The following is a 12,287-nucleotide window of genomic DNA, read 5'->3' on the forward strand; positions in this document are numbered from 1 at the left end:
GGATACTGATGATCTGTTCATCGGAAAAACGCTTCTTCATGTGGACGTCCTCATGTGGCTTATGAAGACATTACTAACATCGCGGTGTATTAATCAACGGGGAGCAGGTCATCACGACTGGCAAGGCGTCCATTCTTTTTACAAAAATTACAGACAGTGTGATGAGGGATACATCGCAGAAGGGATATCAGCGACTATTGTCGGGCTGTTAGCCAACAACTGGAATACCTCCCATCAACTCATGCAGCTATCTGTAAACGATCGCGCTTTTGAGTCATGGATGATTAATCACATCGATACGACCACGAACGATCGCGAGCTCGATAAAGTCGTGAGAAACGCCGCGGATAGCTGCCCGGAAGGCGGGAAAGCGTTCTGCGAACAGATTGAGAATGCCGCACAAGGCGCGTTGAAGGAACTACAAAGCCAATAGCCAAGCGTGGTTTACAGGTAGAGCAGGAAACGGAGCTATCCTCACCCTCCACCTTACAGGCTCCTGCTCACTTCCCCACCTCACAAACTGCAAAACTAAAGAAATCCCCCATCGCGCCGATCATCATCCGTGTGTATTATTTCCTGTAGCGTTTACAACAACTACCCTTAACTCAAATACTTAAGCGCCAAAGCGAAAGGCATCATGAGCACACCGATCAAACGGCTAGAAATCATTAAAAATGCCATTGAGCTGGAAGATGACGACATCATCCAGAGCCAGCTGACACGCCTGAAAAATGAAGCGTTTGACGATGAGCTACAGGCAATCGTCGTGGCGCTTGAGGAGAAGAACTACACCGCGGCCATGGCGGCCATTACCGCGTGGCTGCAGGGGCAGCGCGCCGTAACCCCGTGGCGTGATCCGCAGGTGGCCGCCAGCAAGCTGGAGCTGAGGGCTCTGGAAGAGCGTCTGCGCGATCTGATTGACCGCCGCAACGCCCGGGTGCAGCAGCTTGATGAGTTCAACGATCTCTACTTCTCCCGTCTGGGCCCGCTGATGCAGCAGATCCTCGCCCTGCGTAAAACGCTGGCGGAGCTGAACCTGCGTCGCCAGCAGGCGGAGGCGCGTCGTCGCGAGGAAGATTACCGTCGCTGCCAGCGCTATATGGCGCAGGCGGTAGAGGTGCTGGCGACGCTCACCCAGCGCTGGCGCGATCTCCCGGCCGACTCCGTGCAGGCCGCCGAGGCGCGTAAGCATCTGGAGCAGCAAAGCAATCTGATTGCCAACCTGCTGGCAGAAGCGCAGGAGCTGGAGAGCGGCTTAACGCGCGAAGAGGAGCCTGCGCGTCAGGCGCGCGACGACGCTAACGAAGAGTACGAGAAGTATCGTGAGCAGCATCACGATGCCGAGGTGCGGCTGCGCAAAGGGAAGCATCTTTCAGAAGAAGATCAGAACGAACTCAAGCGTCTCTGGCGGCAGGCGAGCAAGCTCTGCCACCCGGACCTGGTGGCGGACGATCTGAAAGAAGAAGCCAACAATATGATGGTGCAGCTCAACCAGGCGAAGCAGCGCGGCGATGTGAAAGCCATTCGCTCGCTGGTGGCCCGCCTGCAGCAGGGCTTCGAGCCGCTGATGGCAAGCGACAGGCTGAACGATCTGGAACGCATCCGCAAAAAAATGGCCCAGGTCCGCGAGCAGATCGACACCTTAGTGAACGAGCTGGCAGAGCTGGAGAAAGAAGAGTCCTGGCTGCTGGTCTCCTCGCTGAGCAATATGGAAGCGTACTTTGCTCAGCAGGAAAAAGCGCTGCACGAGGTACGCGCCTCGCTCGAACATCAGGTGAGCGAAGCGCAGCTGGATTCGGCAGCCTGATTATTTGGCGTGCCAGTATGCGCTGGCACGCACCAGCTGAGGGTCAATGCCGTCGCCTTCAAACTGACGGCTCAGGCTTTTCACCACCTTCCCTTCCCCGGTCAGCCAGATAAAGTAGTCCTCCCCCGGAACGGTGAGCGCCGCCAGAGGGGCCGCGACTGCCTGCTCGCTGTGGCCCACCACCCAGGTGATGTTGAATTCGCTCAGGTGCGCCAGATACGTCTTATAAGATTCATCCCCGACCGTCACGACCGCATGAACCTCCGGGCGAACCGGCAGTTTAGCAATCGCCTCTAAGCGTCGGCGCAGCGCGGGCATGCCGGATTCATCGCACACGTACAGCTGCCAGGCGTAATCTTCCGGCACCACCAGCGAACCGCGCGGGCCGCCGATGGTCAGCTTGTCCCCTGCTTTCGCATTTAACGCCCAGTTGCTGGCAATACCGCCGTCATGAATGAAGAAATCGAGCATCAGCTCATGGTTTGCCTCGTCGTACAGCGGCGTATAGTCGCGCGCCTGCGGGCGCACGCCGTCGCCCCAGTCGATGCCTTCATCGGTCACCACCGGCGGCACAAACGTTGCCCCGGGTGCCGGGAAAAAGACTTTAGTGTGGTCGTCGAAGCCGCGGGAGCTAAACCCCTCCAGCGCCTCACCGCCTAACACAATGCGCTGGAAACCCGCGCTCACGCGCTCAACGCGAAGCACCGTCAGCTCGCGAAAACGCAGATCGTTACGAACACGCTGTGGGTAACGGATAGATGCCATTTTTAGCCCCTTCTCTGATGAATACGATATATCTAAATCAAATTTTAAATGATAATGATTACTAATAAGGAAAAATGCAAGATCTTTTAGATTGCATCTGAATATATCTTAGATATAGTTTAGATATATCAAATTTAAGGATCTGCTATGCAACACGAACACGATAGCGGCGGGCGTCGACCGCGCTTTTTCGGCCACGGCGATCTGCGGCTGGTGATTCTCGATCTCCTGACCCGCAGCGCAAGCCACGGCTACGAGCTGATCAAAGAGATCGAGAACCTGACGCAGGGAAACTACACGCCAAGCCCGGGCGTCATCTATCCAACCCTGGATTATCTTCAGGATCAGACCTTTATCACCATTACGGAAGAAGAGAATGGACGTAAGAAGATTACGATTACCGCTGAAGGACTACGCTGGCTGGACGAAAACCGGGAACAGCTGGAACAGATCCAGGCGCGTATCAAAGCGCGCAGCGTCGGTTTTCAGCTGCGCAAAAACCCGCAGATGAAGCGGGCGCTGGATAACTTCAAAGCGGTGTTAGACCTGAAGGTGAATCAGGGAGAGCTCAGCGACGCGCAGCTCAGGCAGATTATCGGCGTCATTGACCGCGCGGCGCTTGAGATCTCCCAGCTGGATTAAGCCGACGCGCGCTCGCTCACGCGGAAGACGCGTACCAGCTCTTTCAGGTGCATCGCCTGTTCGTTAAGCGATGCCGCCGCCGCGACGGACTCCTCCACCAGCGCGGAGTTCTGCTGGGTGGTGGCATCAATCAGGCCAATCGCGCTGTTAATCTGCGAGATGCCTTCCGTCTGCTCGTGGCTGGCCTGGCGAATTTCGCGCAGAATCACGTCCATCTCCTCCACGTTGCCGACCATGCCGTTGATCAGCGCGCTCGCTTTTTCGACCAGGTTCATCCCGTCCTGGGTCTGGCTGGTTGAGCTCTCAATCAGCTCGCGGATTTCGCTGGCAGACGATGCGCTCTTCTGGGCAAGCTGGCGTACTTCACCCGCCACCACCGCGAAGCCGCGACCGTGCTCCCCGGCGCGCGCCGCTTCCACCGCGGCGTTCAGCGCCAGAATGTTGGTCTGGAAAGCAATGGCGTCGATCAGGTCGATGATGTCGGACATCCGGTTCGACGTCTCGTTAATCAGGCGCATTTTGCTGGTCACCTGCTTCATCATCTCGCCGTTGTTTTTGACCACCGTGGCGGCGTCCGCCGAGAGGTTGGTCGCTTCGCCGGTATGCGAGGCCGTATTTTTCACCGTCGCGGTGATCTGCTCCATCGAGGCGGCGGTCTGTTCAACGGAGCTGGCCTGCTCCTCCGTGCGCGCGGCCAGATCCTGGTTCCCGGCGACAATCTGCGCGGCCGCGCTGGAGATATTCTCCGAGCCGGTCTGAACCTGCTGCACAATGTCCAGCAGACGCGTTTTCATCTCCATCAGCGCATGCAGCAGCAGGCCCGTTTCATCTTTGCCGTGCGGCGTGATGCTGCCCGTCAGATCGCCCTCTGAAATGGCTTTTGCAAAACGTACCGCCTCGCCGAGCGGACGGGTGATAGCGCGTACGATAAACCAGCCGATCAGGCTGCCTGCCGCGACGCTGAAGAGCGTGATCAGGATCAGCAGCAGGCGGTTAGACCTGAAATCCCCTTCCACCTGCACGCCCGCGCTCTGCATCTCGCTGTTTTGAATAGCAATCAGCTCCTTCACCTTCGCTTTATAAGCCTGCTGCACGGCGAGGGTGGTGGTCATCATCTCCTGAATAGCGCCAGCACGGTTGTTGTTCTGCACCGCCTGCAGGATGCGGTAGCGCGAGTCCAGGTACTGCTGGCGCACGCTGCGGATATCCGCCAGCACCTGCTGGGACTTATGATCCTGCAACACGTTGTTCAGCTCGCCCAGAATCACCGTGATATGCTCGCTAATCTCTTTCAGGTGCTGCTGAGATTGCCCCGTGTAGGTCCCCTGCTCGTCCAGCAGCATCAGCTGTTGAGTGCTAATAAATTCCTGGAAATTATCAATTAACTGGTTCGCTTTTACCGTGGTGGGATAATCACTGGTAATAATGGATTGCATCCCGTTATTTGCCCGGTTCAGGCTCATCAGAGACAGGCTCGCGCTGATCGCCATCAGGACAATAAAGAACCCAAACGCCAGAAATAATTTCGTGCCGATCTTTACGTCATGTAAGAACATATTTTCTCCATCGATGTGATTATTTCTCAGACGATCGCTGTTATCGGTAACGATTTGGCTAACTTTATGACTTTGATCGTTTTTTTATTTCATAACCGTCATGATGGATAGGTATAGGCTATTAATATTGCTCCATTGATCGTTACCAGACCACGGGATGGGCATTTTTCGAAATAGTGTTCTGGATAACTGACTTAGGCAGGAATAAATAACCGAGGCAATTTCTTTAGTTATTTAATATTAGATTAACAATAAAACACATTAATAGTCACAACCAGACGATAAAAAGCCGCTTATTTCTTACGGAATAAGCGGCTTTTGGAACATAACTGACTCAATGGAGCACGGTCACCGCATCCTTAAGCCGTCCGGCGCGGTGTTTCACCATGGCCGAAATGTGCGCGCTCTCCTCAACCAGGTCGGCGTTTTTCTGCGTGATGCTGTCGAGTTCGGCCACCGAACGGGTCAGCTCTGACAGTCCGGTTGCCTGCTCGGAGGTCGCGTGGCTGATCTGGTCGATAAGCTGCGTCACGTTTTTCACCTGCTCGACAATATCGTCCATCGTGCGGCCTGCGGCGTGTACCTGCTCAGAGCCGGACTGCACCTTGCTGGCACTGGCATCAATGAGTTTACGAATATCATTCGCGGCGCTGGCGCTGCGGCTGGCGAGATGGCGGACTTCACCCGCGACCACGGCAAACCCTTTCCCCTGCTCGCCTGCTCTGGCCGCTTCAACTGCCGCATTGAGCGCCAGAATATTGGTCTGGAAAGCGATATCGTTAATCAGGGAGGTGATCGAGCCAATTCGCTGCGTGCTGTCGGCGATGTCGTCCATGGTTTTGACGACGGTCTGCATCGCATTGCCGCCCTTTGTCGCCGCGCTGCTCGCGGCCACGGAGAGTTTATCCACCTCGGCGGCGGTTTCGGAGTTGCTCTGCACCGACGCGGCCATCTGGTTCATCGTCGCAACGGTCTGCTGCACGTTCGCCACGGTCTGACGCGTGCGATCGTTCAGATCGTCATTGCCCTGCGCCAGCCTGTCGCTGCCGTCACGGACGCTCACTACCTGACTCGATACGTCATTGATCAACCAGCGGCACATCAGGCCCAGTTGCCCTACCGCCCGCAGCGTGAGCCCCAGCTCGTCGCTGCGGTTCAGATGCTGCACGCTGTTGCGCTCGCCGGTGGCCACCATCAGCGCCTGTCGCGCCACATTCTCTACCGGGCGGACAATCTGTTGCTCAAACAGCACGGTTCCCAGCAGCATCACCGCCGCCGCCGCCGCGAGCGGTACCCAGCCTGCGGAGGTCGTTACCAGCGTGGCGGCGAGTACGGCAAAGAGCGCCGCCATTACGCTGCGCACGCGCCAGCGCAGCGGCATGGCCGGCAGTTTGCCCAGCCAGCCCCTGCCTACCACCAGCCCTTTGTGAATACGTTTTTTACAGCGCCCGTCGTTCAGCGCCCGGTAGAGCGGCTCCACCGCGGCAATCTCTTCTGCGGTGGCTCGGGTACGAATCGACATATAGCCCGTCACCTGCCCGCGGCGCACCATCGGCACCGCGTTGGCACGCACCCAGTAGTGGTCGCCGTTTTTGCGTCGGTTTTTGACAATCCCGCTCCACGGCTCGCCCTGCTGCAGCGTGTACCACATATCGGCAAACGCGGCTTTTGGCATATCGGGATGGCGCACCATATTGTGCGGCTGGCCCGTCAGCTCATTAAGCTGATAGCCGCTCACCTGCACAAAGGTGTCGTTGGCGTGGGTAATGTAGCTGTGGACGTCGGTGGTAGACATTAAGGTGGTGTCATCGTCCAGAGGATATTCATTCTGGGTGACATAGGTTGGAGAGGACATGGCGTGCATCCCTTGCAGGTTATTTGAATGTTAATTTTGTGGGTCAATGTTTTTTCGGCGGTAAACAATTTATCTTTAGTTGTTAAACTTGATGGAGATCGCAGATTTGACTTAAACCATACTTTTTGTACGATTTTTTAACTCATTGATTTCAAATACTTTCGCAAAGAAATTACCGGCAAAGCATGACCGGTTAATGCCCGCTTAAGTTGCAGCATCTGCACTGCTTTAGTGCAGCGGCGCGCTTCCCTCTTCATTTATGCTCTCTGCCCCGTACCGCTAAATCCCGTTTCGCTTCTGTCGGCATGATTAAATATTGTGCAACATTATTTTAACCTGGCGTTTATCCCGATTTTCGTTAAGGCCTCTGAAGTGGCGTAATCCCTGCAATACTTAAATCGGTATCATGTGATACGCGATCCCCGGGAGCACATTTTGAACAGGTTACCTTCCAGCGCCTCGGCTCTTGCCTGTACCGCGCACGCACTGAATCTCATTGAAAAGCGAACGCTCGATCATGAGGAGATGAAACAGCTTAACCGAGAGGTCATCGATTACTTTAAAGAGCACGTCAATCCAGGATTTCTGGAGTATCGCAAATCTGTTACCGCCGGCGGGGATTACGGAGCCGTAGAGTGGCAAGCGGGAAGTCTGAACACGCTTGTCGACACCCAGGGACAGGAGTTTATTGATTGCCTGGGTGGGTTTGGAATTTTCAACGTGGGGCACCGTAATCCAGTTGTGGTTTCCGCCGTACAGAATCAACTTGCGAAACAACCTCTCCATAGCCAGGAACTGCTCGATCCGCTTCGCGCCATGCTCGCGAAAACGCTGGCGGCCCTCACGCCCGGCAAACTGAAATACAGCTTCTTTAGCAACAGCGGCACGGAATCGGTCGAAGCGGCGATTAAGCTCGCCAAAGCGTACCAGTCGCCGCGCGGGAAATTCACCTTCATCGCCACCAGCGGCGCGTTCCACGGGAAATCCCTGGGCGCATTGTCCGCTACCGCCAAATCCACCTTCCGCAAGCCCTTTATGCCGCTGCTGCCGGGCTTCCGCCACGTGCCGTTTGGCGATATTAACGCCATGCGTACCGCGCTGAGTGAATGCCGTAAAACCGGCGATGACGTGGCGGCGGTGATCCTGGAGCCGATTCAGGGGGAAGGCGGCGTGATCCTCCCTCCGCAGGGCTATCTGCCCGCCGTGCGTCAGCTGTGCGATGAGTTTGGTGCGCTGATGATCCTCGACGAAGTGCAGACCGGGATGGGGCGCACCGGCAAGATGTTTGCCTGCGAGCATGAGAACGTTCAGCCGGACATTCTGTGCCTGGCGAAAGCGCTCGGCGGCGGCGTGATGCCGATTGGCGCGACGGTGGCTACCGAAGAGGTGTTCTCGGTGCTGTTCGACAACCCGTTCCTGCATACCACCACCTTCGGCGGTAACCCGCTGGCCTGCGCGGCAGCGCTGGCAACCATCAACGTGCTGCTGGAGCAAAACCTGCCCGCGCAGGCGGAGCAGAAAGGCGACATGCTGCTGGACGGCTTCCGCCAGCTGGGCCGGGAATACCCGGACCTCGTGCAGGAGGCGCGCGGCAAAGGGATGCTGATGGCGATTGAGTTTGTTGATAACGAAATCGGCTACAGCTTCGCGAGCGAGATGTTCCGCCAGCGGGTGCTGGTGGCCGGCACGCTCAACAACTCGAAAACCATCCGGGTTGAACCACCGCTGACGCTGACCGTCGAGCAGTGTGAGCAGGTGCTGAAAGCGGCGCGTAAAGCGCTGGCCGCGCTGCGGGTGAGCGTGGAAGAGGCGTAAAAAAATGCCGGGTGGCGCTACGGGGTGACGTTGCAGGCCCGGTAAGCGTAGCGCCACCCGGGCTGCTTTTTATCGGTGAAACTCCGCCACGGTCATGGTGAAGCGAAGCACGGTATCGCCCTCATTGGCATAGCCGTGCGCGGCTTCCGTTTTCGCCACCGCCGACGCTCCGGCAGCGACCCGCGTTACCGTCTCGTCCACCGTCAGGGTTAACACGCCCGCGTTCACGTGCAGCAGTTCAAACGTGCCTGCCGGGTGTCCCGGTGAAGTAAAGCATTCTCCCGGATGCATTTCCCACTGCCACAGCTCAATCATATTCGGGCCCGCCGTGCCTGCCAGCAGTCTGGCGTAACCCCCCTGTTTACCCTGCCAAAGCACCGGGATGGCCTGTTCTTCAATGACATGGATAACCGGCTCGCTGGAGACGTTAACAATATCCGCCACCGACACGCCGAGCGCGGCGGCCAGCTTGCACAAAATGGCAATGCTGGGGTTCGCCGCCCCTTTTTCAATCTCAACCAGCATCCCTTTGCTGACGCTGGCGCGGCGGGACAGCTCGTCCAGCGACAGTTTTTTATCCTTACGCCAGTTGCGGATGCGGTTCGCCACGGCCAGGCTTACCTGAGCAACATCGGCTCCCTGCACAGTCATTATATTGACTTTATCAGTCATTGGTCACTACCATGGTATAAAACAGTCAATACAGGATTATTTATGTCTCTCGTTACGCCGTCAATAGATCCGCGTCTTGCCGGGATTGCCCCGGGCTTTCGGGCGCTGAGCATTCTGGTTGAAGCCGCGCCGATTACCCATCCAGAGATCGCCCCTGTCGCGCTGGCGCAGGCCTGCCAGCAGGTGTTAAATGATGATGTGCCGTGGGCAGATGCACACCTTTCAGACTGGGATGAGGTGTTTAAAGCGTTCGGCGCGAAACCGAAGCGCACGCCGTGCTCGGCCTCCGCTCTGCGCAAGCGGGTCTTAAAAGACGGCTCGCTGCCGTCGTTAGATCCGGTCGTGGATATCTATAACGCAGTGAGTATTCGCTATGCCATTCCGGTGGGCGGGGAAAATCTCGCGGCCTACTCGGGTGCGCCACGCCTGACGCTGGCCGACGGTGATGAACCTTTCGACACCTTTAAAGAGGGGCAGCCGGTGGTGGAACATCCGGAGCCGGGCGAGGTTATCTGGCGCGATGACCTCGGCGTTACCTGCCGCCGCTGGAACTGGCGACAGGGGATACGCACTCGTCTGGACAGCCAGGCGCGAACGATGTGGTTTATTCTTGAAAGTCTGCCGTCGATGCCGCTTGCTGCACTGGAAGAGGCAGGAGAAGAGTTGGTCAACAACCTGCAGCGGCTGATGCCGGGATCCACGGCTCGGGTGCAGCGGCTGGAGCTGGCCTGGTAAACGCCGGGTGGCGCTGCGCTTACCCGGCCTACAAAACCAATCGAACCTCGCCCCCGTAGGCCCGGTAAGCGTAGCGCCACCGGGCAAACACCGCACCTTATCGCCCCCGTAGGCCCGGTAAGCGCAGCACCACCGGGCAAACACCGCACCTTATCGCACCCGTAGGCCCGGTAAGCGTTAGCGCCACCGGGCAAACACCGCACCACACCCGTAGGCCCGGTAAGCGCTAGCGCCACCGGGCAAAGCCCCTACTCCGGCAACAGCCCCACAAAACTGCGTTTCTTGCGCGGCTCTGACATCAATTCCTCAAGCTTATCCACGCACGCCAGATAGTGCGGGGTTTGCTTATGCGCCAGCACCGCTTCTTCGTCTTTATAGGCCTCGTAGATAAAGAACCGGGTTTTCACCCTGGGATCCTGTAATACGTCAAAGCGCAGGTTTCCCGGCTCCTTGATCGCCCCCTCGTGGTTGGCGCGAAACACCTCCAGAAACTCGTCCACCCGCTCGGGCTTGATGTTGATTTCCACTAACGTCACGTTCATTTTGCTTCTCCCTGTTTCTCTTCCTGCCAGAACTGGAACGCATCGCGGGCATTCCAGTTCTCGTGAACCACTTTTTTCACCGCCTTCAGCATGGCGAGCGGCGCGCTGGACTGGAAGATGTTGCGCCCCATGTCCACGCCCGACGCGCCCTGGTCAATCGCGCGCCAGCACATCTCCAGCGCCTCGTGCTCCGGCAGCTTCTTGCCCCCGGCGATGACGATCGGCACCGGGCAGCTGGCGGTGACTTTTTCAAAACCCTCGTCCACGTAGTAGGTTTTGACGAACTGCGCCCCCATTTCGGCGGCGATGCGGCTGGCGAGCGAGAAATACCGCGCATCGCGCGCCATCTCTTTCCCCACCCCCGTCACCGCCAGCGTCGGCATGCCGTAGCGCGCGCCCGCGTCCACCAGCTTGATGATGTTGTTGATCGACTGATGCTCGAACTCGCTGCCAATGTAGACCTGCGCCGCGACCGCGCAGACGTTCAGGCGCAGGGCATCCTCCATCGCCACCGCCACGCACTCGTTGGACAATTCGCCCAGAATCGAGTTACCGCCGGAGGCGCGCAGCACGACCGGTTTGTTGGTGGCCGCAGGCACGGTGCTGCGCAGGATGCCGCGGGTGCACATCAGCACGTCGGTTTCGCCAAACAGCGGGGCGATGGAGAGATCGATACGCTCAAGCCCGGTGGTCGGCCCCTGGAAGTAGCCGTGATCAAAGGCCAGCATCACCGTGCGATTGCTCTGCGGGTTGAAGATGCGCGAAAGCCTGGACTGCATGCCCCAGTCCAGCGAGCCGCAGCCCTTCAGCGTGAACGGCACGTTCACCTGCGGCGTGCCGATGCCAAAATCCTTCCCGTCTTTGATGTCGTCTAAATCAGCCATTTGCTCCCCCGTCAGAAATCGTATTTGCTGATGTTCTCTTTGGTGAACACCACGCGCTCCGGCAGCAGCACGATGCCGTTGCCCTTCGCCTCATACTGGTAGCCCTGCACGCTGTTTGGCTCGACCTTCAGCGCGCCGAGATCTTTCACCTCTACGCTGTCGCCAACGTTAAGATCGCCTTTTTTCAGTAAACGATCGGCGACATTGACCGCAATTTTGCCCTGTTGCACCACATCCCACAGGCCAAAGGCCTTCACCGTGCCGCGCTCAACGTACGGGCGCATTACGTTTGGCGTGCTGAACCCGACAATCGCCACTCCTTCCCGCTTCAGGTTTTCCGCCGCCTGCGCCGCCGCCGGCAGCGCATTGGCGTCCGGGGCAACGATCGCATCCAGATCCGGATACGCTTTTAAGATCCCCTCGGCGGTCTGCAGGGATTTAGTGGCGTCGTTATAGCCAAACTGGGTGGTGACGATCTGCCACTGGGGATGATCTTTCTCGATTTTGGCCTTCGCCTCTTTTACCCACTGGTTCTGATCGGTGACCGTCGGGCTGGAGTAGAAGAACGCCACTTTGGCATTCGGTTTGGTGACCTGTTTGCCCGCCATCTCCACCAGCAGGCCGCCGAGCTGTTCCGGCGTGCCCTGGTTGATGTAGATGCTGCGGCACTCCGGTTTGGTGTCGGAGTCCCAGGTCAGGACCTTAACGCCGCGCTGCATCGCGCGCTTGAGTGCCGGGCATAATCCGTCCGGCGACACGGCGGAGACGATAATCGCGTTATAGCCCTGGTTGACGAAGTTGTTGATCAGCTGCACCTGGCCGGAAACGCTCGGCTCTGTTGGGCCGTCGTAGGTGACGTCCACGCCAAGATCTTTCCCCGCCTCTTTCGCGCCGTTGCCGCCGCTGGTGAAGAAGCCGACGCCCACCAGTTTCGGGATAAAGGCAATGCGGTCCGCCGCCTGCGCCGAGGCGAAGCTGAGGGCCATTGCCAGGACGAGCAGTTTTGTTTTCATC

General features: G+C 57.8%; 12 protein-coding genes. 5 read left to right on the forward strand and 7 right to left on the reverse strand.

Annotated elements, in window-relative coordinates; translation table 11 throughout:
• On the forward strand, positions 1–433 hold a 433-nt coding region (locus ACJBF3_RS23985), incomplete at its 5' end, for a hypothetical protein (RefSeq protein ID WP_248107683.1).
• Positions 434–637: 204 nt separating this feature from the next.
• On the forward strand, positions 638–1,807 hold the full coding sequence (locus ACJBF3_RS23990; protein ID WP_045330895.1) for a J domain-containing protein: 1,170 nt from the start codon (positions 638–640) through the stop codon (positions 1,805–1,807).
• On the opposite strand, the gene ACJBF3_RS23995 is transcribed toward ACJBF3_RS23990, so the two are convergent.
• A complete protein-coding gene (locus ACJBF3_RS23995) occupies positions 1,808–2,572 on the reverse strand; it encodes a siderophore-interacting protein (RefSeq protein ID WP_045330894.1) in 765 nt (254 codons plus the stop codon).
• A 147-nt stretch (positions 2,573–2,719) separates the two neighbouring features.
• Between ACJBF3_RS23995 and ACJBF3_RS24000 the strand changes: the two genes are divergently transcribed.
• Entirely contained in the window at positions 2,720–3,214 is a 495-nt protein-coding gene (locus tag ACJBF3_RS24000) for a PadR family transcriptional regulator (protein ID WP_045330893.1), read from the forward strand.
• Here ACJBF3_RS24000 and ACJBF3_RS24005 read toward each other — a convergent pair.
• Together ACJBF3_RS24005 and ACJBF3_RS24010 are read right to left on the reverse strand one after the other, a co-directional pair.
• On the reverse strand, positions 3,211–4,770 hold the full coding sequence (locus ACJBF3_RS24005; protein WP_045330892.1) for a methyl-accepting chemotaxis protein: 1,560 nt from the start codon (positions 4,768–4,770) through the stop codon (positions 3,211–3,213). The two genes, ACJBF3_RS24000 and ACJBF3_RS24005, sit on opposite strands and share 4 nt — an antisense overlap.
• A 334-nt stretch (positions 4,771–5,104) precedes the next feature.
• Positions 5,105–6,625: a PAS domain-containing methyl-accepting chemotaxis protein gene (locus tag ACJBF3_RS24010; protein ID WP_045330891.1), complete on the reverse strand. Its 1,521-nt coding sequence runs from the start codon at positions 6,623–6,625 to the stop codon at positions 5,105–5,107.
• A 435-nt stretch (positions 6,626–7,060) separates the two neighbouring features.
• On the opposite strand from ACJBF3_RS24010, the gene ygjG reads away from it, so the two are divergent.
• The gene (ygjG, locus tag ACJBF3_RS24015; protein WP_045330890.1) at positions 7,061–8,440 is read left to right on the forward strand and encodes a putrescine aminotransferase; all 1,380 of its coding nucleotides are present in this window, start codon (positions 7,061–7,063) and stop codon (positions 8,438–8,440) included.
• Positions 8,441–8,509: 69 nt separating this feature from the next.
• Here the strand turns inward: ygjG and ACJBF3_RS24020 are convergent, their stop codons facing one another.
• Positions 8,510–9,112, reverse strand: coding sequence for a helix-turn-helix domain-containing protein (locus tag ACJBF3_RS24020; RefSeq protein WP_045330889.1), 603 nt, complete (start codon positions 9,110–9,112; stop codon positions 8,510–8,512).
• A 42-nt stretch (positions 9,113–9,154) separates the two neighbouring features.
• On the opposite strand from ACJBF3_RS24020, the gene ACJBF3_RS24025 reads away from it, so the two are divergent.
• Positions 9,155–9,847, forward strand: a complete 693-nt coding sequence (locus ACJBF3_RS24025) for a B3/4 domain-containing protein (protein ID WP_406545292.1) — start codon at positions 9,155–9,157, stop codon at positions 9,845–9,847.
• Positions 9,848–10,095: 248 nt separating this feature from the next.
• On the opposite strand, the gene lsrG is transcribed toward ACJBF3_RS24025, so the two are convergent.
• The 3 genes from lsrG to lsrB are packed head-to-tail and all read right to left on the reverse strand — an operon-like array spanning position 10,096 to position 12,286.
• Positions 10,096–10,389, reverse strand: a complete 294-nt coding sequence (gene lsrG / locus ACJBF3_RS24030; RefSeq protein WP_003862606.1) for a (4S)-4-hydroxy-5-phosphonooxypentane-2,3-dione isomerase — start codon at positions 10,387–10,389, stop codon at positions 10,096–10,098.
• Complete coding sequence (gene lsrF / locus ACJBF3_RS24035) at positions 10,386–11,273, reverse strand: 3-hydroxy-5-phosphonooxypentane-2,4-dione thiolase (protein ID WP_045330887.1); 888 nt, start codon at positions 11,271–11,273, stop codon at positions 10,386–10,388. The genes lsrG and lsrF overlap by 4 nt, the downstream gene beginning before the upstream one ends.
• Before the next feature lie 11 nt (positions 11,274–11,284).
• Positions 11,285–12,286, reverse strand: coding sequence for an autoinducer 2 ABC transporter substrate-binding protein LsrB (gene lsrB / locus ACJBF3_RS24040; protein WP_045330886.1), 1,002 nt, complete (start codon positions 12,284–12,286; stop codon positions 11,285–11,287).
• Between the last annotated feature and the right edge of the window lies 1 nt (position 12,287).

Source organism: Enterobacter sp. PP-008-ECC_S150 (assembly GCF_045257065.1).
In the GTDB taxonomy this organism is placed as follows: domain Bacteria; phylum Pseudomonadota; class Gammaproteobacteria; order Enterobacterales; family Enterobacteriaceae; genus Enterobacter; species Enterobacter chengduensis.

Coding starts and splice junctions, on each gene's coding strand:
- lsrF (WP_045330887.1), bottom strand. CDS start 11,273: ATGGCTGATTTAGACGACATCAAAGACGGGAAGGATTTTGGCATCGGC.
- ACJBF3_RS24020 (WP_045330889.1), bottom strand. CDS start 9,112: ATGACTGATAAAGTCAATATAATGACTGTGCAGGGAGCCGATGTTGCT.
- ACJBF3_RS23995 (WP_045330894.1), bottom strand. CDS start 2,572: ATGGCATCTATCCGTTACCCACAGCGTGTTCGTAACGATCTGCGTTTT.
- ACJBF3_RS24010 (WP_045330891.1), bottom strand. CDS start 6,625: ATGTCCTCTCCAACCTATGTCACCCAGAATGAATATCCTCTGGACGAT.
- lsrG (WP_003862606.1), bottom strand. CDS start 10,389: ATGAACGTGACGTTAGTGGAAATCAACATCAAGCCCGAGCGGGTGGAC.
- ACJBF3_RS24025 (WP_406545292.1), top strand. CDS start 9,155: ATGTCTCTCGTTACGCCGTCAATAGATCCGCGTCTTGCCGGGATTGCC.
- ACJBF3_RS24005 (WP_045330892.1), bottom strand. CDS start 4,770: ATGTTCTTACATGACGTAAAGATCGGCACGAAATTATTTCTGGCGTTT.
- ACJBF3_RS24000 (WP_045330893.1), top strand. CDS start 2,720: ATGCAACACGAACACGATAGCGGCGGGCGTCGACCGCGCTTTTTCGGC.
- lsrB (WP_045330886.1), bottom strand. CDS start 12,286: ATGAAAACAAAACTGCTCGTCCTGGCAATGGCCCTCAGCTTCGCCTCG.
- ACJBF3_RS23990 (WP_045330895.1), top strand. CDS start 638: ATGAGCACACCGATCAAACGGCTAGAAATCATTAAAAATGCCATTGAG.